Below are 19,095 nucleotides of genomic sequence, written 5' to 3'. Positions count from 1 at the left end.
TGCTGTTGTTCCCTCCAATAATCAGTCTGGAGCTTCAGATGTCTGCGCCACACGATCACGCCTCTACCGCGGTCCCGTCATACCTGTCATTCGAAGCGCTTAGCGCTTTGCTGGAGAAGATTTTCCTGCGTCACGGCACGTCGGCTGAGGTTGCCCAGGTGCTGGCGCAAAACTGCGCCGGTGCCGAGCGCGATGGCGCGCACAGTCACGGCGTGTTCCGGATTCCGGGATATGTGTCCACGCTGCAAAGTGGTTGGGTCAATGGTCAGGCCGTTCCGATCGTCGAAGATGTGGCTTCGGGTTTTGTGCGGGTCGATGCCGCCAACGGTTTTGCGCAACCGGCCCTGGCGGCTGCCCGCGAACTGTTGGTGAAAAAAGCGCGAAGTGCCGGCATCGCGGTGCTGGCGATCCGTAACTCGCACCATTTCGCGGCCTTGTGGCCTGATGTCGAACCCTTCGCTGAAGAGGGCCTTGTGGCATTGAGCATGGTCAACAGCATGACTTGCGTGGTGCCCCACGGTGCCGACCGGCCGCTGTTCGGCACCAACCCGATTGCCTTCGCTGCACCGCGGGCCGAGGGCGGGCCGATTGTCTTCGACCTGGCTACCAGCGCCATCGCCCATGGCGATGTGCAAATTGCCGCTCGCGAGGGTGAACGCTTGCCGGAAGGGATGGGCGTGGACAGTCTCGGCCAGCCGACCACCGACCCGAAGGCGATTCTCGAGGGCGGCGCGTTGCTGCCTTTCGGCGGGCACAAGGGCTCGGCGTTGTCGATGATGGTCGAGTTGCTCGCGGCGGCACTGACCGGTGGCAATTTTTCCTTCGAGTTCGACTGGAAGAACCACCCTGGTGCCAAGACCCCCTGGACGGGTCAATTGCTTATCGTGATCGATCCGGACAAGGCGGCGGGGCAAAGCTTTGCCGAGCGCAGCCAGGAACTGGTGCGGCAAATGCATGGTGTCGGCCTGAAGCGTTTGCCGGGTGACCGGCGTCATCATCAGCGTGCCAAGTCACAGGTCAACGGCATTGAGCTGGATGCCAAGACGCTGGCGAACCTGCGGGAGCTGGCGGGTCTCTAAAGGAGAAGTTTTGCGCAACCCCTGTGGGAGCGAGCTTGCTCGCTCCCACAGGGGGGATTCATGGCTGACAGATCGCGTGCTTAGCGACGACCCAGCAACAACCCTACCACCAGGCCGAACCCGGCGGAAATCGCCACGGTTTGCCATGGATGTCCGCCGATATAGGTTTCAGTGGCCTCAACTGCGGGCAGGGTGCGGTCGCGCACGCTGTTCACCGAATTCCTGGCCTGCTGGAGTTTCAGGGCGATTTGCCCTCGAAGGGTCTCTGCTTCTTCCCCGACTAGCGAGGCGCTGCTTTTCAGCAGTTTTTCCGATTCTTCGATCAGCGTTTGCAGTTCGCTGAAGGCCTGATCCTTGATTTGATCTTCGGCGGCTTGCGCGGCGGGTTTGCGGGCCATTGAAGTACTCCTTGCAGGTAAGTGGACAGTGAACAATGGAGTCTGCCGTCGTCGGAAAAGTTGCAGCTATTTTGCCTGGGGAGGCCATCTTGCTGAAAAACCGGCGCAGGACCTTTCGTCCTACAGTGTAAGATGTCGCCTATTTTACGCAGCAGGAAATTCCCATGAGCTTCAATCTGGCCGACAAACCCCTCGCCGAGCGCGCAGCGCTTGAAGACGAGAAATCCCGTCTGTTCGAACTCTGGCAAAACAACCTGGGCAAGGCCAAGGGTGAGGCTGCGCGGTTGTTCGGCGAACGGGCCAAGCGCAAAGGCAAATGGGCCGAATGGGTGCGCGCCGAACTGGACGGCATGTCGCCGCCGGAATACGCCAACATGGTGCGCAGTGAAGTCAATCGCCTGATGGCGGCCAACAAGTAACAACGGCTGTCAGGCGAAACTCGCGACGATTGCCTCGCGCACTTTCAAAAGCACCGGGTCGAGCTGGGTGCTGGTCCGCCAGCCCAGTTCGATCGGGTAGCGCGGCAACGCCAGGGGGCAGGGCAGCAGCGCCAGCCCGCTGAGCGTTGCGATGCTTTGGGCGGCATGGGCCGGAATGGTCGCCACCGCCCGACTGCCTTTTAGCAAGTGCGGCAACGCGGCAAAATGCGTGGTCGAGGCGCACACCCTCCGGCTCAGCCCCAGCGCCGCCAATCCCTCATCGGTAATCCCGATAAAACCGCCGGACGACACCAGGATGTGTTCGCGGGCCACAAACTCCTCGAGACCGATGCTCTGCTGGCCCTCGACCAGGCTCGACGGGTCCACCAGGCACAGATAGCCACCTTCCCCCAGCACCTGACGGCTGAGCAGCCGCTCGGCAAACCCGCCCGCGGCAATCGCCAGGTCGATACTGCGCTCCATCAACGCCTGGGCGACTATCTGGCTGTGGGTCTGGCGGAAAATCAGCCGCAGTTTCGGCGCGCAACGGGCAATCTCTTCGATCAGCCTCCGGCCGTAGGCTATCTCGAAATCATCTGACATACCGACCGTGACCGAGCGACCTTCGTACTGTTGCGCAGTCGGATCGACCATCGCCAGGCTCTGCCGGCATTTGTTCAGGGCATCGCTGACCACCGGTTTGAGCTGATTGGCCTTGAGCGAGGGGGCCAAGCCGCGTCCGGTGCGCACAAACAGCTGATCGCCATACAGCTCGCGCAAGCGACGCAAGGCCGCGCTGACTGCCGATTGCGTCACGCCCAGGCGCAGTGCGGCACGGCTGGCGCTGGACTCTTCGTGCAGCGCCTCGAAGACTTTGAGCAGGTTGAGGTCGATATTGGTGATATTCATTTGGTTCATATCATTCAGCAGTGAATCGGTCTTTATTGATGATTGCCTGGCGCCGGAGAATGAGCAACACCTGATGCGAATGGAGTTTCCAAGATGCCCAAATCAATTGTCGCGGCCCTGCAGATCGGCGCCTTGCCCGGCGGCAAGGCTGAAACCCTGGAACAGATCCTGTCCTATGAAAAGGCAATCATCGAATCCGGCGCCGGGTTGGTGGTGATGCCGGAAGCGCTGCTGGGCGGTTATCCCAAAGGCGAGGGCTTTGGTACGCAATTGGGCTATCGCCTGCCGCAAGGGCGCGAAGCCTTTGCCCGCTATTTTGCCAATGCCATCGATGTACCCGGCGCGGAAACCGAGGCGCTGGCGGGGCTCTGCGCTCGCACCGCAGCCAATCTGGTGATCGGTGTGATCGAGCGCGCCGGCAGCACCTTGTACTGCACCGCGCTGTATTTCGATCCGCAGGCCGGGCTGGTGGCCAAACATCGCAAACTGATGCCCACCGGCACCGAGCGGCTGATCTGGGGCAAGGGCGATGGCTCGACCTTGCCGGTGATCGACAGTCAGGTCGGGCGTGTCGGTGCGCTGGTGTGCTGGGAAAACATGATGCCGCTGCTGCGCACGGCGATGTACGCCAAAGGCGTGGAGGTATGGTGCGCACCGACTGTGGACGAACGGGAGATGTGGCAAGTCAGCATGCGCCACATTGCCCATGAGGGGCGCTGTTTCGTGGTCAGCGCCTGTCAGGTCCAGGCCTCGCCCCGGGCCTTGGGCCTGGACATCGCCAACTGGCCGGCGGATCGGCCATTGATCGCCGGTGGCAGCGTGATCGTAGGTCCCATGGGCGACATCCTCGCCGGACCGTTGCGCGACAGTACCGGGCTGCTCACCGCGCAAATCGACACCGACGACCTGGTGCGCGCCCGCTACGACTTCGACGTGGTCGGCCACTACGCGCGGCCGGATGTGTTCGAGCTGACCGTGGACGAACGCGCCAGGCCCGGGGTGCGCTTCACCTCCTGATGCCCAGCGGGCTTTGGCCAAAGCAGTCAGACAACTTGATAGCTTTGACCATTGCCCGGTAACCCGCGCAGAGCGAGTATTTCCCTGTTGATTACGGTTCCCCCCAACCTAATAAAAAACACAGTGGGATTCTGGCAATGCGCGATTACTTGTCTGCTACTTCTCAGTTCAATTATCAACGCACCGTCGATGCTGCGCTCGCGGGCGATTTGACGGCCCTCAACGCCTGTGTCGAATGCTGTGACCGGCATGCCTTGCCGGGTCGCATCGCGCTGTTCTGGGAAGGACGCGATGGCACTGGTGCTTCGTACACCTTCACCGACTTGCAGGACAAGGCCGCGCGTTTCGCCAACTACCTGCTGGCCCAGGGCGTGAAGAAAGGCGACAAGGTCGCCGGCCTGTTGCCCCGCAATATCGAGCTGTTGATCACCGTGTTCGCCACCTGGCGCATCGGCGCGGTGTATCAACCGCTGTTTACCGCATTCGGCCCCAAAGCCATCGAGCACCGCCTGGGCTGCTCTGGCGCCAAAGTGGTGGTGACCGATGCAGTGAACCGGCCGAAACTCGCCGAAGTCGCCGCTTGCCCGGCCACGGTTACCGTCACAGGCCCCAAAGGGCAGGGGCTGGTTCACGGCGACTTCAGTTTCTGGGCCGAACTGGCCAACTATTCCGCCGACTGTGAACCGGTGCTGCTGACTGGCGAAGATCCGTTCCTGCTGATGTTTACCTCGGGCACCACCGGCCCGTCGAAAGCGCTGTCGGTGCCACTCAAGGCCATCGTAGCGTTCCAGAGCTACACCCGCGATGCGGTGGATCTGCGCCCGGAAGACGCCTTCTGGAACGTCGCCGACCCGGGTTGGGCCTACGGCATTTATTTCGGTGTCACGGGGCCAATGTCCATGGGCCATCCGATCACCTTTTACGATGGCCCGTTCACCCTCGAAAGCACCTGCCGGGTGATCAACAAATACGGGATCACCAACCTCACCGGTTCGCCGACGGCCTACCGTTTGCTGATTGCCGGCGGTGATGAATTCGCCAAGTCGATCAAGGGCAAGCTGCGTATCGTCAGCAGCGCCGGTGAGCCGCTGAACCCGGAAGTGATCCGCTGGTTCGCCGATAACCTCGACGTGGTCATCCACGACCACTACGGCCAGACCGAGCTGGGCATGGTGCTGTGCAACCACCACGGCCTGGAGCACCCGATTCACATGGGCGCCGCCGGTTTTGCCTCGCCGGGCCACCGCATTGTCGTGCTGGATGACGAGTACAAGGAACTCGGCGTTGGGCAGCCGGGTATCCTGGCTATCGACCGCAGCCAGTCGCCGATGTGCTGGTTCGCCGGTTACGAAGGCGGGCCGACCAAGGCCTTTGTCGGCAACTATTACCTGAGTGGCGACACCGTTGAGTGGAACCCGGACGGCAGCATCAGCTTCGTCGGTCGCAGTGATGACGTGATCACCACCTCCGGGTACCGGGTAGGTCCCTTTGACGTGGAAAGTGCGCTGATCGAACACCCGGCCGTGGTCGAGGCCGCTGTGGTCGGCAAGCCCGATCCGGAGCGCACCGAACTGGTCAAGGCGTTCGTCGTGCTCAGCCCGCAATACCGCGCCGCCTCCGAGTTGGCCGAAGAGCTGCGCCAGCACGTGCGCAAGCGTCTGGCGGCGCACTCGTATCCCCGTGAAATCGAATTTGTCAGCGAATTGCCGAAAACCCCCAGCGGCAAATTGCAGCGCTTTATCTTGCGCAACCAGGAAATCGCCAAGGCTCAAGAGGCCGCGGCGAAGAACCTTCCAGCTTGAATCCAGGGAAACAATGATGCAGATCGAGAACAAGATTTTTATCGTCACCGGTGGCGCTTCCGGCCTCGGTGCCGCCACCGCCGAGGTGCTGGTTGCCGCTGGCGCCAAAGTGATGCTGGTGGACATGAACGCCGAAGCCGTTGCAGCCCAGGCCCAGCGCCTTGGTGCGCAAAGCGTGGTGGCGGACATCAGCAACGAATCGGCGGCCGAAGCTGCCGTGCAGGCGACGGTCAAGGCCTTTGGCGGCCTCAATGGCTTGGTCAATTGCGCCGGCATCGTGCGTGGCGAGAAGATTCTCGGCAAGAACGGTCCACACGCGCTGGCCAGTTTCAGCCAGGTGATCAACGTGAACCTGATCGGCAGCTTCAACATGCTGCGCCTTGCAGCCGCGGCGATTGCCGAAACCGAAGCGGATGCCGATGGCGAGCGCGGCGTGATTATCAACACCGCATCTGCCGCGGCTTACGACGGCCAGATCGGTCAGGCGGCTTACTCGGCGTCCAAGGGCGCGATAGTCAGCCTGACCTTGCCGGCGGCCCGTGAGCTGGCGCGCTTCGGCATCCGTGTCATGACGATCGCCCCCGGCATCTTCGAGACGCCAATGATGGCCGGCATGACCCAGGAAGTCCGCGACTCCCTGGCCGCTGGCGTGCCATTCCCGCCGCGTTTGGGCAAACCGAGCGAGTACGCCGCGCTGGTCAGGCATATCATTGAAAACAGCATGCTCAATGGCGAGGTGATCCGTCTCGACGGTGCCTTGCGCATGGCTGCCAAATAAGGAGGATTTGTCATGACAATGTCCAACGATCCGATTGTAATCGTCAGCGCCGTCCGCACCCCGATGGGCGGTTTCCAAGGCGAACTGAAAAGCCTGACTGCACCGCAACTCGGTGCGGCTGCCATCAAAGCCGCCGTCGAACGTGCCGGCGTTGCCAGTGATAGCGTCGACGAAGTGCTGTTCGGCTGCGTGCTGCCGGCAGGACTCGGCCAGGCCCCTGCGCGTCAGGCGGCGCTGGGCGCGGGGCTGGATAAATCGACCCGCTGCACCACCCTGAACAAGATGTGCGGCTCCGGCATGGAAGCGGCGATTCTGGCCCACGACATGCTGGTGGCGGGCAGTGCCGACGTGGTGGTTGCCGGTGGCATGGAAAGCATGTCCAACGCACCTTACCTGCTGGATCGCGCCCGTGCCGGATACCGCATGGGCCATGGTCGGGTGCAGGACTCGATGTTCCTGGACGGCCTCGAAGACGCCTACGACAAGGGCCGCCTGATGGGCACCTTTGCCGAAGACTGCGCCGAAACCAACGGCTTCAGCCGTGAAGCCCAGGACGCGTTTGCCATTGCCTCGACCACTCGGGCGCAACAGGCGATCAAGGACGGCAGCTTCAAGGCCGAAATCGTGCCGCTGACCGTGACGGTTGGCAAAGAGCAGGTGGTGATCAGCAACGACGAGCAGCCACCAAAAGCCAGGCTGGACAAGATCGCTTCGTTGAAACCAGCGTTCCGCGAAGGCGGTACGGTGACAGCGGCCAACTCCAGTTCGATCTCCGACGGTGCCGCCGCGCTGGTGCTGATGCGCCAGTCCCAGGCACAGAAACAAGGCCTGAAACCCTTGGCGGTGATTCATGGCCACGCTGCGTTCGCAGACACCCCGGGCCTGTTCCCGGTGGCACCGATTGGTGCAATCAAGAAGTTGATGAAGAAAACCGGCTGGTCGCTCAATGACGTGGATCTGGTGGAAGTCAACGAAGCCTTCGCCGTGGTCGGCATGGCCGCGATGACTCATCTGGAAATCCCTCACGAGAAGCTCAACGTGCACGGCGGCGCATGCGCCCTCGGGCACCCGATCGGTGCGTCCGGTGCGCGGATTCTGGTGACTCTGCTTTCGGCCCTGCGCCAGAAAGGCCTGAAGCGTGGTGTCGCGGCGATTTGTATCGGCGGTGGTGAAGCGACGGCGATGGCCGTGGAATGCCTTTATTAAGACGTGCACAGTCCCTGTAGGAGCGAGCTTGCTCGCGAAGAACGTCAACGATGACGAGGTCTGCCTGGATGAATGCGGCGCTTTCAGGCTCTTCGCGAGCAAGCTCGCTCCTACAGGGGGCGATTACATTTTTAAGGATTCACCATGATCCCCAATGACGACCAACAACAAATCCGCGACATGGCCCGGGACTTTGCCCAGGAACGGCTGAAGCCCTTCGCTGCCGAGTGGGACCGCGAACACCGTTTTCCCAAGGAAGCCATCGACGAAATGGCCGGGCTGGGCTTCTTCGGCATGCTGGTGCCGGAGCAGTGGGGCGGATGCGACACCGGTTACCTGGCCTACGCCATGGCGCTGGAAGAAATCGCCGCTGGCGATGGCGCTTGTTCGACCATCATGAGCGTGCACAACTCCGTGGGTTGCGTACCGATCCTCAACTACGGCACCGATGAGCAGAAAAAGCGCTTCCTCAAGCCGCTGGCCAGCGGCGCGATGCTCGGCGCTTTTGCCCTTACTGAACCCCAGGCCGGTTCCGACGCCAGCGGCCTGAAAACCCGTGCGCGCCTGGAAGGCGATCATTATGTGCTCAACGGCTGCAAGCAGTTCATCACCTCAGGGCAGAATGCCGGGGTGGTGATCGTGTTTGCGGTGACCGATCCGAGTGCCGGCAAACGTGGCATCAGCGCCTTTATAGTGCCGACCGATTCGCCGGGCTACAAAGTCGCGCGGGTCGAAGACAAGCTCGGCCAGCATGCATCCGACACCTGCCAGATCCTCTTCGAAGACGTGAAGGTGCCGCTGGCCAATCGGTTGGGCGAGGAGGGCGAAGGCTACAGAATTGCCCTGGCCAACCTTGAAGGCGGCCGCGTCGGCATCGCTTCGCAATCGGTGGGCATGGCCCGTGCCGCGTTCGAAGCGGCGCGCGATTACGCCCGTGAGCGCGAGAGCTTCGGCAAGCCGATCATCGAGCACCAGGCCGTGGCCTTCCGCCTGGCGGACATGGCGACCCAGATCGCCGTTGCGCGGCAAATGGTGCACTACGCCGCCGCCCTGCGTGACAGTGGCAAACCGGCCCTGGTCGAAGCGTCGATGGCCAAGTTGTTCGCCTCGGAAATGGCCGAGAAGGTATGCTCCTCGGCGCTGCAAACCCTGGGCGGTTACGGTTACCTCAACGATTTCCCGCTGGAACGGATCTACCGCGACGTGCGGGTCTGCCAGATCTACGAAGGCACCAGCGATATTCAGCGCATGGTCATTTCGCGCAACTTATAAGAAGGAGTCCCCTGTGAACTACGAAACGATTTTGCTGGAAACCCACGGCCGCGTTGGCCTGATCACCCTCAACCGTCCACAAGCGCTGAATGCGTTGAATGCGCAGATCGTCAGCGAACTGAACCAGGCCCTTGATGGTTTCGAGGCTGACTCGAACATCGGCTGCATCGTCCTGACCGGTTCGAAAAAAGCCTTTGCCGCCGGTGCCGACATCAAGGAAATGGCGGAGCTGACCTACCCGCAGATCTACATCGACGACCTGTTCAGCGACAGCGATCGTGTGGCCAACCGCCGCAAGCCGATCATTGCGGCGGTCAACGGTTTCGCCCTAGGCGGCGGCTGTGAGCTGGCGTTGATGTGCGATTTCATCCTGGCCGGTGACAACGCCAGATTCGGCCAGCCGGAAATCAATCTCGGCGTGTTGCCGGGCATGGGTGGCACCCAGCGCCTGACCCGCGCCGTGGGCAAGGCCAAGGCCATGGAAATGTGCCTGAGCGGTCGCTTGATCGATGCCGTGGAAGCCGAGCGTTGCGGCATCGTGGCGCGTATCGTGCCGAGCGATGAGCTGTTGGATGAAGCGCTGAAAGTCGCCGCGTTGATCGCTAAAAAGTCGTTGCCGATTGCGATGATGGTCAAGGAAAGCGTCAACCGTGCTTTCGAAGTGAGCCTGGCCGAAGGCGTGCGCTTTGAGCGTCGGGTGTTCCATGCGGCGTTTGCGACGCAGGATCAGAAGGAAGGGATGGCGGCGTTCATTGCCAAGCGTGAGGCTGAGTTCCAAGGCAAGTGATGTAGTCACCTTTCGGACGCTTTCGCGAGCAAGCCCGCTCCCACATTGGATCTCAGCGTTTATGAGATCCCCTTGTAGGAGCGAGCCTGCTCGCGAAAAACCTGAGGGCACCGGGTTGATTCAGGTACCCCGCGTTATCGTTGGCCACCATCGCGAGCGAGCTCGCTCCTACAGGTACAGGGCATCAAATCAGGTAGTTCTTCAGCTCGCGGGCAATCACCATCCGCTGAATTTCGCTCGACCCTTCGTAGATCTGCGTGATCCGCGCATCCCGGTAGTACTTCTCCACCGGATAGTCTTCCAGATACCCGTATCCGCCATGAATCTGAATCGCGGAGGAGCAGACCTTTTCCGCCATTTCTGACGCAAACAGCTTGGCTTGTGACGCCTCCGACAGACAGGGTTTGCCGGCCGTGCGCAGGCGTGCGGCATGCAGGATCATCAATCGCGCGGCGTTCAACTGCATGTGCATGTCGGCCAGCAGGTTGGCGATGCTCTGGTGTTCATTGATCGTTTTGCCAAACTGCACACGATCACGGGAATAAGCCAGTGCCGCCTCAAACGCTGCGCGGGCGATGCCCAGTGCCTGGGCGGCGATGCCGATGCGGCCGCCCTCGAGATTGGACAAGGCGATGGCCAGGCCTTTGCCGCGTTCGCCCAGCAAATTGGCTTCGGGGATGGTGCAATTGTTCAGGGTCACCGCGCAGGTGTCGGAAGCACGGATGCCCATCTTGTGTTCGGTGCGGTCGACGATAAAACCGGCGGTGTCGGTCGGTACCAGGAACGCCGAGATGCCACGTTTGCCCAGGTCCGGATCGGTCACGGCAAACACAATCGCCAGTTTGGCGCGCTTGCCGTTGCTGACGAATTGTTTGGCGCCGTTGATCACCCACTGGCCTTCGCGCAGTTCGGCGCGGGTGCGCAGGTTGTGCGCCTCGGAACCGGCCTGGGGTTCGGTCAGGCAGAAACAGCCGATGACCTGGCCGCTGGCAAGGTCCGCCAGCCAGGTCTGCTTCTGTTCTTCACTGCCGTAGTTGAGCACCGGCCCGCAGCCCACGGAGTTGTGGATGCTCATGAAGGCGCCGGTAGCACCGTCGCCGGCGGAAATTTCTTCTACCGCCAGTGCATAGGCCACATAGTCGACATAGGTGCCGCCCCATTCCTCGGGGACCACCATGCCCAGCAAGCCCAGTTCGCCCATTTTCGCCACCAGACCGTCATCGATCCAGCCGGCCTTTTCCCAGGCCTGGGCATGGGGCGCGATTTCGCCGCGGGCAAAATCCCGGGCCATGTCGCGGATCATGACTTGCTCTTCGCTCAATTCGATATCGTGCATGGCTCAGCTCTCGCTCCGGTCAAACTCGCTGAAGAAGCTCGCCACGTGTTCGGCGTCCAGTGCCTGGAGGGTGGGCGGGTTCCAGCGTGGTGTCTTGTCTTTGTCGATCAGCAAGGCGCGCACGCCTTCGATCAGGTCGCCGCGCTCGAACCACTGACGGTCCAGGTGCAGCTCAAGGGCGAAACATTGTTCAAGGGGCAGCTCGCGTCCGCGACGGAGCATTTCCAGGGTCACGGCCATGGCCAGCGGCGAACGGGTTTCCAGCAGGTCGGCGGTGGTGATAGCCCAATCATGGCTGTCGGCGACCGTTACCTGGCGTAATTGCTCCACAATACTCGGCACATCGGGTTGGGCGAAGAAGTGGTCGATAGCCGGGCGCAAAGTCGCCAGTGGCGCATCGGGCAGTTGCTGCACGGCCAATTTCGCCAGCAGGCTTTGCAGGTCCTTGAGCGGCGTATCGTGCCATTCGAGCTGGTCGAGTTTTTCGTCCAGGACGCCAAGTTTTTCGCTCTCCAGGTACCAGTCGGCCAGGCCGCAATACAGCGCATCGGCGGCGCGAATCTGCACGCCGCTGACGCCGAGGTAAATCCCCAGTTCACCGGGGATGCGCGGCAGGAAGTAACTGCCGCCGACGTCCGGGAAATAGCCGATGCCGACTTCCGGCATCGCCAGGCGACTTTTCTCTGTGACCACGCGCAGGTCTGCGCCTTGCACCAGGCCCATGCCGCCGCCGAGGACAAAACCGTCCATCAGGGCCAGCACCGGTTTGCGGTAGTGGTGGATCGCGAGGTCGAGGGCGTATTCCTCGACAAAGAAATCTTCGTGCAGGGTGTCGCCGCTTTTGAAGCTGTCATGCAGCGAGCGAATGTCGCCGCCGGCGCAGAAGGCTTTTTCCCCGGCACCGCGCAAGACCACGGCATGGACTTGCGGATCCTGGGCCCAGGCGTCGAGCTGGCGGTGCAGGTTGCGCACCATGTCCAGGGTAAGGGCGTTGAGGCCGGCGGGGCGGTTGAGGGTCAGGTGACCAATGTGGTTGCGAACCTCGGCCAGCACTTCGTTTTGCATGGCATCCATGGACTGAGTCCCGGGAGAAAAAACCTGAGCAGTCATCACTAACTCCCTGCTTTTATTGTTCTTTATCAAGATGCTCGCGCGCGAGCGATGGCGGATCGTATCAGTGCAAATTTGCCTTGTACAACCCGGATAAGTGCAGGTTATCTGTGCATTTTTGCATGACAGTGTCCGGCATTGTTACAGCGTAGACCACGACGTAGTCAGGCAAACGCCGCGAGCAGATCCTCTTCGAATGCCTTTTGTGCATCGCCGGCCACTTGCGCCCGGTGCCGGGCCAGATGAAACGCGACATCGAAACTCATGTCGCCTCGACGCACGGCCCTGAGCAAACCCTTGTTTTCCCAGGCATGGGCGAAGTGGCTGGGTAAATAACCGACATGCTTGCCGGAAAGGATAAAGGCGAGGGTGCCTTCGACTTGTTCCGAGCGCGCCGAACACAGCTTGCCCTGGAAGGGTTCGTCACTGCGCAGGAAACGGTAGGGGTGATCGACCCGGTCGCTGGCCTGCAGATCCTGATCGCAGGGGGCCGGGTTGGTGAACAGCGGATGGCCGGGGGCGCAATACAGATGCTGGGTTTCAATGAACAATTGGCGGTAGTCAAACGCGCTTTGCACTTGCGAGAAATAGCCGATGGCCAGGTCCAGCCGCTGTTGCAGTAGCAAGCGCTCCATTTCGCCGGGCATGGCGCTGATCAGTTCGATGCGCACGGACTCGTCCCGCTCACGGAAGCGCCGGATCGCCTCGGCCACCCGTTGCAGCACCGATTGATCCAGGGCTTCGGACAGACCCAGGCGCACTTCACCGATCAAGCGCCCGGCCACGCCGTTGGATTGATGACGGAAGGCTTCGATGGATTCGAACAGGGTGCGTGTGGCGCTGAGGAGTTGTTCGCCCTTGGCGGTGACCTTGAATCCGCCCTTGCCGCGGCTGCACAGGCGATAGCCAAGGCGGGTTTCCAGCTTGGCCATTTGCTGGCTGATGCTCGACTGGCTCAAGCCCAGCTCACCCTGGGCGGCACTGAATCCGCCGCACTCCACCACGCTGACAAACAGACGCAACAATTGCAGGTCCAGATCATGGAGTTGGCCGAGCATCAAACATTACTCCGTCATAAAGTCAGGTTAATTAACTTGATATTTTACCAATGTATCCGACGACGCATCCTGCAACCACTTCCTCTGGTCAGGTGTTCGTCATGGCTCCCATGTTCAAGCTGTGTTTACCCGCGCTGTTGCTCGCCGTGGCTGTTTCGGCCCAGGCCGAAGACAAGGTGGTCAATCTGTACAGTTGGGCCGATTACGTGGCCCCCGAAACCCTGCAGCGGTTCGAGCAGGAAACCGGCATCCATGTGCGCTACGACACCTTCGATTCTTCGGAAGTACTGGAGACCAAGCTGCTCACCGGCGGCAGCGGTTATGACGTGGTGGTACCGTCCTCCAGTGTGCTGGCCCGGGGGCTTGCAGCCGGGGCGTTGAAACCGATTCCCCACGAAGGACTCAAGGGTTACGCCAACCTCGATCCGGACTTGCTGGAAAAACTCGCCGCTGTCGATCCCGGCAACCGCTATGGCGTGCCTTATACCTGGGGCACGCTGGGATTGGGCATGAACGTCGAGGCGATCAAGCAGCGCTTGCCGGACGTGCCGCTCAATAGCCTTGACCTGCTGTTCAAACCCGAGTACGCAAGCAAGTTGAAAGACTGCGGCATCGCCATTCTCGACTCGCCCCAGGAGGTGATCGGACTGGCGCTGCATTACCTGGGTAAAGATCCCTACAGCACGGATAAGAATGATCTGTCAGCCGCCGGGGCGTTGCTGCATCAGCTACAGCCGAACGTGCTGTACGTCGCCACCGGGCGGCAGATCAGCGACCTGGCCAATGGCAGCGTGTGCCTGGCGTTGACCTACAACGGTGACGCCAGCATGGCCGCCGACCAGGCACGCAAGGCCAACAAACCCTATGAAATTGCCTACCGGATTCCCAGGGAAGGCACCCTCGTGTGGCAGGACAACCTGGCGATTCCCAAGGACGCGCCGCACCCAGAAGCCGCCCGCGCCTTTATCGAATTCATGTTGCGCCCCGGGTCCGTTGCGGCACTGACCAACACCTTGTTCTTCGCCACGGCGAACCAGGCCGCCACGCCGCTGGTGGATGAAGCGGTGCGCACCGATCCGGACATCTACCCGCTGGCCGACGTGCGCGAACGGCTGTACGCCGACCGCAGCATGAACCTCAAGGACATGCGCCAGCGCACGCGCTTGTGGACCACTTTCCGTAGCCGCCAATAACTAGATATGAAGGAGCTTCAAATGGACGTCCCGATGCAGAACGATCAAGCCCTTACCCGTGACAGCCTATACGGCACGGCTGCTGAAAGTACCTACGCCGGTATCACCAGTTTCATGCGTCGCCGTTACAGTCGTGACCTGCGCGGCGTTGATGTGGCCGTCAGTGGCGTGCCGTTCGACACGGCCACCAGCAACCGCCCCGGCGCACGCTTCGGGCCACGGGGTATTCGCGCAGCCTCGGCCGGGATCGCCTGGGAACGGCATTGGCCGTGGACGTTTGATCCGTTCGATCACCTGGCAGTCATCGACTACGGCGATTGCGATTTCGACTACGGTTCGCCGCAGTCGACGCCCGAAATGATTGAGGCCCACGCCGAGCACATCCTCAATGCTGGCACGGCAATGCTGACTTTTGGCGGCGATCACTTCATTACTTACCCACTGCTCAAGGCCCATGCGCGAAAGCACGGGGCATTGTCGCTGATCCACTTCGATGCCCACAGCGACACCTGGCCGGACGAGGAGGGCAAGCGCATCGATCACGGCACCATGTTCTGGCACGCGGCCAAGGAAGGGCTGGTGGACCCGTCGCGCTCAGTACAAATCGGCTTGCGCACCACCAACGATGATCATCAGGGCTTTCAGGTGCTCGACGCACGGCAGGTGCACCGCCGTGGCTGCGAGGCGATCGTCGAGGCGATTCGCGCGCGGGTCGGCGACAACCCTGTGTACCTGACCTTCGACATCGACTGCCTCGATCCGGCATTCGCGCCGGGCACCGGAACACCTGTATGCGGCGGCTTGAGCACGGTGCAGGCGCTGGAGATTCTCGGCGGTCTGCGTGGCATCAACCTGGTGGGCATGGACGTGGTGGAAGTGGCACCGGCCTATGACAGCGCGGAGATCACCTCACTGGCGGCGGCGACGCTGGCGATGGAGATGCTGTGCCTGTATGCGGCCAGGCATAAGGTCGATAACTAATACGCCTGACCCGGTGGGAGCTTGCTCGCGATGGCGGTCGATCAGCCGACATGGATGTTGAATGTTCCGCCCTCATCGCGAGCAAGCTCCCACACAGTTTTGATGGGGGTCAGGCCACTGGAACGATTGGCAGGTCGAGGATCTGACCACCGCTGAACCGCGCGAACGAACCGGAAATGGATTCGTGCGGCACGCCTTTGTCCACGTCACTGACGCCGTCCAGTCGTGCCAGTTGTTCGCTGCTCAACTGCACATTCAGCGCGCCCAACGTGGCATCCAGCTGCTCACGGGTCCGGGAGCCGAGGATCGGAATCAGCGCCGTGGTCGAGCGTCTGGCTTTTTCCCGCAGCCAGGCTATGGCCACGTGGGTCGGGCTGGCGTCCAGTTCTGCGGCGACATCGATCAAGGTGTCGAGCAGGGCGGTTTCGCGGGCGCTTTTTTCGGCGTGGATCAGCACGCCGAGCTTGTTCGCACGGTTGTCGCCGTCACTGTTGCGGTACTTGCCGGTCAGGAAGCCGCCACCCAGCGGCGACCACAAGGTCGCGGCCAGGCCCAGGGCTTCGGCCATCGGCAGTTGTTCACGCTCGGCCGTGCGTTCGGCGAGGCTGTACTCGACCTGGATCGCGGCAATCGGGGCAAAACCGCGTACCTCGGCCAGCAGGTCGGCGCGGGCGATGCGCCAGGCGGAGAAGTTCGAAAGCCCGGCGTAATGAATCTTGCCGGCACTGACCAGATCGTCGAAGCCGCGCAGGATCTCTTCCATGGGCGTGACGCCGTCGCTCATGTGCGCCCAGAACAGGTCGACATGCTCGGTCTTCAGCCGTTTCAGGCTTTCTTCGACGGCGCGCACCATGTTCTTGCGGCTGTTGCCAGTGTGGGAAATGCCGGCTGCCGGTGTAGTCCCGAGGGTGTATTTGGTGGCGATGACCAGGCGATCCCGTTCTGCGGCGATGAATTCGCTGAGCATGGCCTCGGACTGCCCGCCCTGATAGCCATTGGCGGTATCGATGAAATTGCCACCGGCTTCCAGATAACCATCAAAAATCCGTTTGGCTTCGTCACGCTCGGCGCCATGGCCCCAACCGGTACCGAAATTACCCGCGCCCAGCGCCAGTTCGGAAACACGCAAGCCGGTTTTACGACCGAAAACTTTGTAATGCATGGGATGACTCCAGAGGGATGGCGACAAGGTTTAATAGATTATCTAAAGCATCTATTTAATATGATGCTGGTAATTTAAAGCGTCAAGGTGCTTTTCCTGTCTGCACAAAACTGCCGATCACCGGTCGCGTTATCCATGGGCAATGGCATACTGCCGCCCATGACTATCGATTCCCCCTTAAGCGCCTGGCAGCATGCCATCGAACAAAAGGGCTTTGTCCAGGACGAGGCCCAGGAACATGCGGTGTGGGCGCTGCAAAAATGCCACGAAGCGTTGCACGCAGACCGCGCGCCCATTTCCGGCGTGTACCTGTGGGGGCCGGTGGGGCGGGGCAAGACCTGGTTGATGGACCAGTTCTACCAAAGCCTGCGAGTACCGGCTCGGCGCCAGCACTTTCACCACTTCATGGGCTGGGTGCACCAACGCTCGTTTCAACTGACCGGCACTGCCGATCCGCTCAAGGCGTTGGCCCGTGAATTGGCTGAAGAGGTTCGTGTGCTGTGTTTCGACGAACTGTTCGTCAATGACATCGGCGACGCGATCATTCTCGGGCGTCTGTTCCAGGTGATGTTCGAACAGGGCGTGGTGGTGGTTTGCACGTCCAATCTGCCGCCGGACCAGTTGTACGCCGACGGTTTCAATCGCGACCGTTTCATGCCCGCCATCGCGGCGATCAAGCAGCACATGCAGGTGATTGCGGTGGATGGCGGGGAAGACCATCGCCTGCATCCGGGGGCCGGTTTGCAACGTTATTGGGTGGCCGAGCCCGGTAACCCCTGCGCGCTGGGTGAAGTGTTCCAGTTGTTGAGCGTCGGCCAGTCAGTATCGAGCGAGCCGGTCAAGGTCGGTCACCGTTCCCTCGAGGTGGTCAAGGCCAGCCCGACGGTGCTCTGGACCCGTTACGCCGCGCTGTGCGAGCAACCCTTCGCGGCCATGGATTTCATCGCCCTGTGCGATACCTACGGCGCTATCCTGTTGAGTGACGTGCCCAACCTCAGCGCACAGAAACGCGCAGGGCGCATTGCCCGCGGCACCGAGGACGGTGTCGAGCGGGTGGAGGCGGGAGATCGCGAGTTGCCGCAGTTATCGGTGCATGACGATGGTGTGCGACGGTTCATTGCCCTGGTGGACGAGTGCTACGACCGCAAGGTGCCGCTGTACCTTGAAGCGCAAGTGCCAATGGCATCGCTTTACACCGAGGGTTATCTGGAATTTCCGTTCCGCCGCACCCTCAGTCGATTGCAGGAAATGCAACTGCAGCGGTTTGCCGAAGTTTGATCGGGTTTTGATCGGGAGCAGCGAACATGAATCAGCCCCTGTCACACCATTTGCTGACCATGGCCTACCAGAACGCCTGGGCCAATCACCGACTGGCCAAGGCCTGGCGTCAGTTGAGCCCGCAGGAACTGAGCGCATCCCGGGTCAGCTTCTTCCCCTCGATCCGCGCCACCCTCAACCACATCCTCACCTGTGACTGGTTTTATGTGGACGCCCTGGAGCGCGAACTGCGCGGCGACGACCCGCATCCCGATTGCCGGGTGTTTTTCAAGGAGGACGAACCCTGCCTCACGGCAATGGATCTGGTTGGCGAACAGGCCCACGTCGACCGCCGGCTGATCGCCTACTGCGAGCAGATGCGCGACGCCGACCTGGGAAAAATCGTGACCATCGCCCGCGACACCCCACAACACGACAGTCGCTTGCGCCTGCTGTCCCATTTGTTTGAACACCAGATCCATCACCGCGGGCAGATTCACGCCATGCTCAGCGGCACCTCGGTCCAGCCACCGCAACTCGACGAGTTTTTCTGCGCCGGTGAGTCGCACTTGCGGGCCGAGGATTTTGCCGAACTGGGGTGGACGGAAGCCTTGATCTGGGGCGCTTGAGGCCAAAGATTTTCTCGGTTGCGATTGTCGTTGGCACATTGCTCGCGCTATGGTCTGCCGGCACTTCAGCGTGAGTACATGCTGGGGGCTACTTCATGTGTGATCGAGGATGGAAATGGACTCCGCAGAAATTCTTGTGCTTCAGGCCAGTTACACCAATCCGGTGCATGCCGAGGCTATTTGCCTGGTGCTGAACCACTACGCCGAGGACCCGATGGGGGGCGGCCAGCCGTTGCCGGCCAATGTACTGGAGCAGCTCCCGGCCGAACTTGCCCGGCGCCCCCACGCCTTCAGTGTGCTGGCCTTTGTCGGTGGCGAGCCGGCCGGGCTGGTCAATTGCTTCGAGGGGTTCTCGACGTTTGCCTGCCGGCCGCTGGTCAATGTGCATGATGTGTCGGTGGTGAAAAAATTTCGCGGCCTGGGCTTGAGCCAGAAGATGCTGCAAAAGGTCGAAGACATCGCCCGTCAGCGTGGCTGCTGCAAGCTCACCCTGGAAGTGCTGGAAGGCAATGCCGTGGCTCAGGGTTCCTATGAAAAAGCCGGTTTCGCCGCCGGCATGTTCGACCCGGCCCATGGACGGATGCTGTTCTGGACCAAGAGCCTCTGATTCACCAGGAAAAAAAAGGGTTCTTCACGGATTGCCGGGAAAGACGCTCTTGATCTTCATGAAAAAGAACTCACTATCCCGGTAACCGTACGCCA

The 19,095-nt window shown here is 61.3% G+C and carries 19 protein-coding genes and 1 pseudogene; 13 read left to right on the top strand and 7 right to left on the bottom strand.

Annotated elements, in window-relative coordinates; all coding sequences use genetic code 11:
* The first annotated feature begins 38 nt into the window (after window positions 1-38).
* Window positions 39-1,079 (top strand): Ldh family oxidoreductase, encoded by a 1,041-nt coding sequence (locus AC3WTM_RS07890; RefSeq protein ID WP_102670384.1) that lies wholly within the window; start codon window positions 39-41, stop codon window positions 1,077-1,079.
* A gap of 80 nt (window positions 1,080-1,159) precedes the next feature.
* On the opposite strand, the gene AC3WTM_RS07885 is transcribed toward AC3WTM_RS07890, so the two are convergent.
* Window positions 1,160-1,477 (bottom strand): ElaB/YgaM/YqjD family protein, encoded by a 318-nt coding sequence (locus tag AC3WTM_RS07885; RefSeq protein ID WP_102670383.1) that lies wholly within the window; start codon window positions 1,475-1,477, stop codon window positions 1,160-1,162.
* A 164-nt stretch (window positions 1,478-1,641) separates the two neighbouring features.
* Between AC3WTM_RS07885 and AC3WTM_RS07880 the strand changes: the two genes are divergently transcribed.
* Window positions 1,642-1,896 carry a hypothetical protein gene (locus AC3WTM_RS07880; protein WP_007970091.1) on the top strand — a complete coding sequence of 85 codons (255 nt, stop codon included), beginning with the start codon at window positions 1,642-1,644 and terminating at the stop codon, window positions 1,894-1,896.
* Window positions 1,897-1,905: 9 nt separating this feature from the next.
* Here AC3WTM_RS07880 and AC3WTM_RS07875 read toward each other — a convergent pair whose 3' ends face one another.
* Window positions 1,906-2,814, bottom strand: a complete 909-nt coding sequence (locus AC3WTM_RS07875; RefSeq protein WP_102670382.1) for a LysR family transcriptional regulator — start codon at window positions 2,812-2,814, stop codon at window positions 1,906-1,908.
* Between the two features lie 84 nt (window positions 2,815-2,898).
* On the opposite strand from AC3WTM_RS07875, the gene AC3WTM_RS07870 reads away from it, so the two are divergent.
* The 6 genes from AC3WTM_RS07870 to AC3WTM_RS07845 all read left to right on the top strand — a co-directional run bounded on the left by AC3WTM_RS07870 (window position 2,899) and on the right by AC3WTM_RS07845 (window position 9,667).
* Window positions 2,899-3,822 carry a carbon-nitrogen hydrolase family protein gene (locus AC3WTM_RS07870; RefSeq protein WP_102670381.1) on the top strand — a complete coding sequence of 308 codons (924 nt, stop codon included), beginning with the start codon at window positions 2,899-2,901 and terminating at the stop codon, window positions 3,820-3,822.
* Between the two features lie 137 nt (window positions 3,823-3,959).
* Entirely contained in the window at window positions 3,960-5,624 is a 1,665-nt protein-coding gene (locus tag AC3WTM_RS07865; RefSeq protein WP_102670380.1) for an AMP-binding protein, read from the top strand.
* A gap of 16 nt (window positions 5,625-5,640) precedes the next feature.
* The gene (locus tag AC3WTM_RS07860) at window positions 5,641-6,402 is read left to right on the top strand and encodes an SDR family NAD(P)-dependent oxidoreductase (RefSeq protein ID WP_102670379.1); all 762 of its coding nucleotides are present in this window, start codon (window positions 5,641-5,643) and stop codon (window positions 6,400-6,402) included.
* Between the two features lie 12 nt (window positions 6,403-6,414).
* Window positions 6,415-7,608, top strand: coding sequence for an acetyl-CoA C-acyltransferase (locus AC3WTM_RS07855; RefSeq protein ID WP_102670378.1), 1,194 nt, complete (start codon window positions 6,415-6,417; stop codon window positions 7,606-7,608).
* Window positions 7,609-7,752: 144 nt separating this feature from the next.
* Window positions 7,753-8,880: an acyl-CoA dehydrogenase gene (locus tag AC3WTM_RS07850; protein WP_102670377.1), complete on the top strand. Its 1,128-nt coding sequence runs from the start codon at window positions 7,753-7,755 to the stop codon at window positions 8,878-8,880.
* Between the two features lie 13 nt (window positions 8,881-8,893).
* Window positions 8,894-9,667 (top strand): enoyl-CoA hydratase, encoded by a 774-nt coding sequence (locus AC3WTM_RS07845; RefSeq protein ID WP_056724587.1) that lies wholly within the window; start codon window positions 8,894-8,896, stop codon window positions 9,665-9,667.
* 73 nt (window positions 9,668-9,740) lie between these two features.
* Here AC3WTM_RS07845 and AC3WTM_RS07840 read toward each other — a convergent pair.
* From AC3WTM_RS07840 to AC3WTM_RS07825, 4 genes and pseudogenes are all read right to left on the bottom strand, one after another.
* Window positions 9,741-9,818, bottom strand: a pseudogene (locus tag AC3WTM_RS07840) (outer membrane lipoprotein carrier protein LolA); the annotation flags it as partial.
* A 33-nt stretch (window positions 9,819-9,851) separates the two neighbouring features.
* The gene (locus tag AC3WTM_RS07835; RefSeq protein ID WP_102670376.1) at window positions 9,852-11,003 is read right to left on the bottom strand and encodes an acyl-CoA dehydrogenase family protein; all 1,152 of its coding nucleotides are present in this window, start codon (window positions 11,001-11,003) and stop codon (window positions 9,852-9,854) included.
* 3 nt (window positions 11,004-11,006) lie between these two features.
* The gene (locus AC3WTM_RS07830; RefSeq protein WP_102670375.1) at window positions 11,007-12,113 is read right to left on the bottom strand and encodes an enoyl-CoA hydratase/isomerase family protein; all 1,107 of its coding nucleotides are present in this window, start codon (window positions 12,111-12,113) and stop codon (window positions 11,007-11,009) included.
* A gap of 164 nt (window positions 12,114-12,277) precedes the next feature.
* The gene (locus AC3WTM_RS07825; RefSeq protein WP_090455380.1) at window positions 12,278-13,171 is read right to left on the bottom strand and encodes a LysR family transcriptional regulator; all 894 of its coding nucleotides are present in this window, start codon (window positions 13,169-13,171) and stop codon (window positions 12,278-12,280) included.
* Window positions 13,172-13,272: 101 nt separating this feature from the next.
* Here AC3WTM_RS07825 and AC3WTM_RS07820 point away from each other — a divergent pair, with 101 nt between their 5' ends.
* Window positions 13,273-14,364 carry a polyamine ABC transporter substrate-binding protein gene (locus AC3WTM_RS07820; RefSeq protein ID WP_102670374.1) on the top strand — a complete coding sequence of 364 codons (1,092 nt, stop codon included), beginning with the start codon at window positions 13,273-13,275 and terminating at the stop codon, window positions 14,362-14,364.
* Between the two features lie 21 nt (window positions 14,365-14,385).
* Window positions 14,386-15,345, top strand: a complete 960-nt coding sequence (gene speB, locus AC3WTM_RS07815; protein WP_102670373.1) for an agmatinase — start codon at window positions 14,386-14,388, stop codon at window positions 15,343-15,345.
* A gap of 109 nt (window positions 15,346-15,454) precedes the next feature.
* On the opposite strand, the gene AC3WTM_RS07810 is transcribed toward speB, so the two are convergent.
* Window positions 15,455-16,507, bottom strand: a complete 1,053-nt coding sequence (locus AC3WTM_RS07810; protein WP_102670372.1) for an aldo/keto reductase — start codon at window positions 16,505-16,507, stop codon at window positions 15,455-15,457.
* Window positions 16,508-16,666: 159 nt separating this feature from the next.
* Here AC3WTM_RS07810 and zapE point away from each other — a divergent pair, with 159 nt between their 5' ends.
* From zapE to AC3WTM_RS07795, 3 genes are all read left to right on the top strand, one after another.
* The gene (zapE, locus tag AC3WTM_RS07805) at window positions 16,667-17,785 is read left to right on the top strand and encodes a cell division protein ZapE (protein WP_102670460.1); all 1,119 of its coding nucleotides are present in this window, start codon (window positions 16,667-16,669) and stop codon (window positions 17,783-17,785) included.
* 26 nt (window positions 17,786-17,811) lie between these two features.
* Window positions 17,812-18,393 carry a DinB family protein gene (locus tag AC3WTM_RS07800; RefSeq protein WP_102670371.1) on the top strand — a complete coding sequence of 194 codons (582 nt, stop codon included), beginning with the start codon at window positions 17,812-17,814 and terminating at the stop codon, window positions 18,391-18,393.
* A 115-nt stretch (window positions 18,394-18,508) separates the two neighbouring features.
* On the top strand, window positions 18,509-19,000 hold the full coding sequence (locus tag AC3WTM_RS07795) for a GNAT family N-acetyltransferase (RefSeq protein WP_008053742.1): 492 nt from the start codon (window positions 18,509-18,511) through the stop codon (window positions 18,998-19,000).
* The last annotated feature ends 95 nt before the right edge of the window (window positions 19,001-19,095 follow it).

This window comes from Pseudomonas sp. EU05-FHT14B02 (genome assembly GCF_058791055.1).
The sequence above is the reverse complement of the archived record's forward strand: the minus strand, read 5'-3'. Positions and strand labels throughout refer to the sequence as shown.

Coding starts and splice junctions, on each gene's coding strand:
- AC3WTM_RS07890 (WP_102670384.1), top strand. CDS start 39: ATGTCTGCGCCACACGATCACGCCTCTACCGCGGTCCCGTCATACCTG.
- AC3WTM_RS07885 (WP_102670383.1), bottom strand. CDS start 1,477: ATGGCCCGCAAACCCGCCGCGCAAGCCGCCGAAGATCAAATCAAGGAT.
- AC3WTM_RS07880 (WP_007970091.1), top strand. CDS start 1,642: ATGAGCTTCAATCTGGCCGACAAACCCCTCGCCGAGCGCGCAGCGCTT.
- AC3WTM_RS07875 (WP_102670382.1), bottom strand. CDS start 2,814: ATGAACCAAATGAATATCACCAATATCGACCTCAACCTGCTCAAAGTC.
- AC3WTM_RS07870 (WP_102670381.1), top strand. CDS start 2,899: ATGCCCAAATCAATTGTCGCGGCCCTGCAGATCGGCGCCTTGCCCGGC.
- AC3WTM_RS07865 (WP_102670380.1), top strand. CDS start 3,960: ATGCGCGATTACTTGTCTGCTACTTCTCAGTTCAATTATCAACGCACC.
- AC3WTM_RS07860 (WP_102670379.1), top strand. CDS start 5,641: ATGCAGATCGAGAACAAGATTTTTATCGTCACCGGTGGCGCTTCCGGC.
- AC3WTM_RS07855 (WP_102670378.1), top strand. CDS start 6,415: ATGACAATGTCCAACGATCCGATTGTAATCGTCAGCGCCGTCCGCACC.
- AC3WTM_RS07850 (WP_102670377.1), top strand. CDS start 7,753: ATGATCCCCAATGACGACCAACAACAAATCCGCGACATGGCCCGGGAC.
- AC3WTM_RS07835 (WP_102670376.1), bottom strand. CDS start 11,003: ATGCACGATATCGAATTGAGCGAAGAGCAAGTCATGATCCGCGACATG.
- AC3WTM_RS07830 (WP_102670375.1), bottom strand. CDS start 12,113: ATGACTGCTCAGGTTTTTTCTCCCGGGACTCAGTCCATGGATGCCATG.
- AC3WTM_RS07825 (WP_090455380.1), bottom strand. CDS start 13,171: ATGCTCGGCCAACTCCATGATCTGGACCTGCAATTGTTGCGTCTGTTT.
- AC3WTM_RS07820 (WP_102670374.1), top strand. CDS start 13,273: ATGGCTCCCATGTTCAAGCTGTGTTTACCCGCGCTGTTGCTCGCCGTG.
- speB (WP_102670373.1), top strand. CDS start 14,386: ATGGACGTCCCGATGCAGAACGATCAAGCCCTTACCCGTGACAGCCTA.
- AC3WTM_RS07810 (WP_102670372.1), bottom strand. CDS start 16,507: ATGCATTACAAAGTTTTCGGTCGTAAAACCGGCTTGCGTGTTTCCGAA.
- zapE (WP_102670460.1), top strand. CDS start 16,667: ATGACTATCGATTCCCCCTTAAGCGCCTGGCAGCATGCCATCGAACAA.
- AC3WTM_RS07800 (WP_102670371.1), top strand. CDS start 17,812: ATGAATCAGCCCCTGTCACACCATTTGCTGACCATGGCCTACCAGAAC.
- AC3WTM_RS07795 (WP_008053742.1), top strand. CDS start 18,509: ATGGACTCCGCAGAAATTCTTGTGCTTCAGGCCAGTTACACCAATCCG.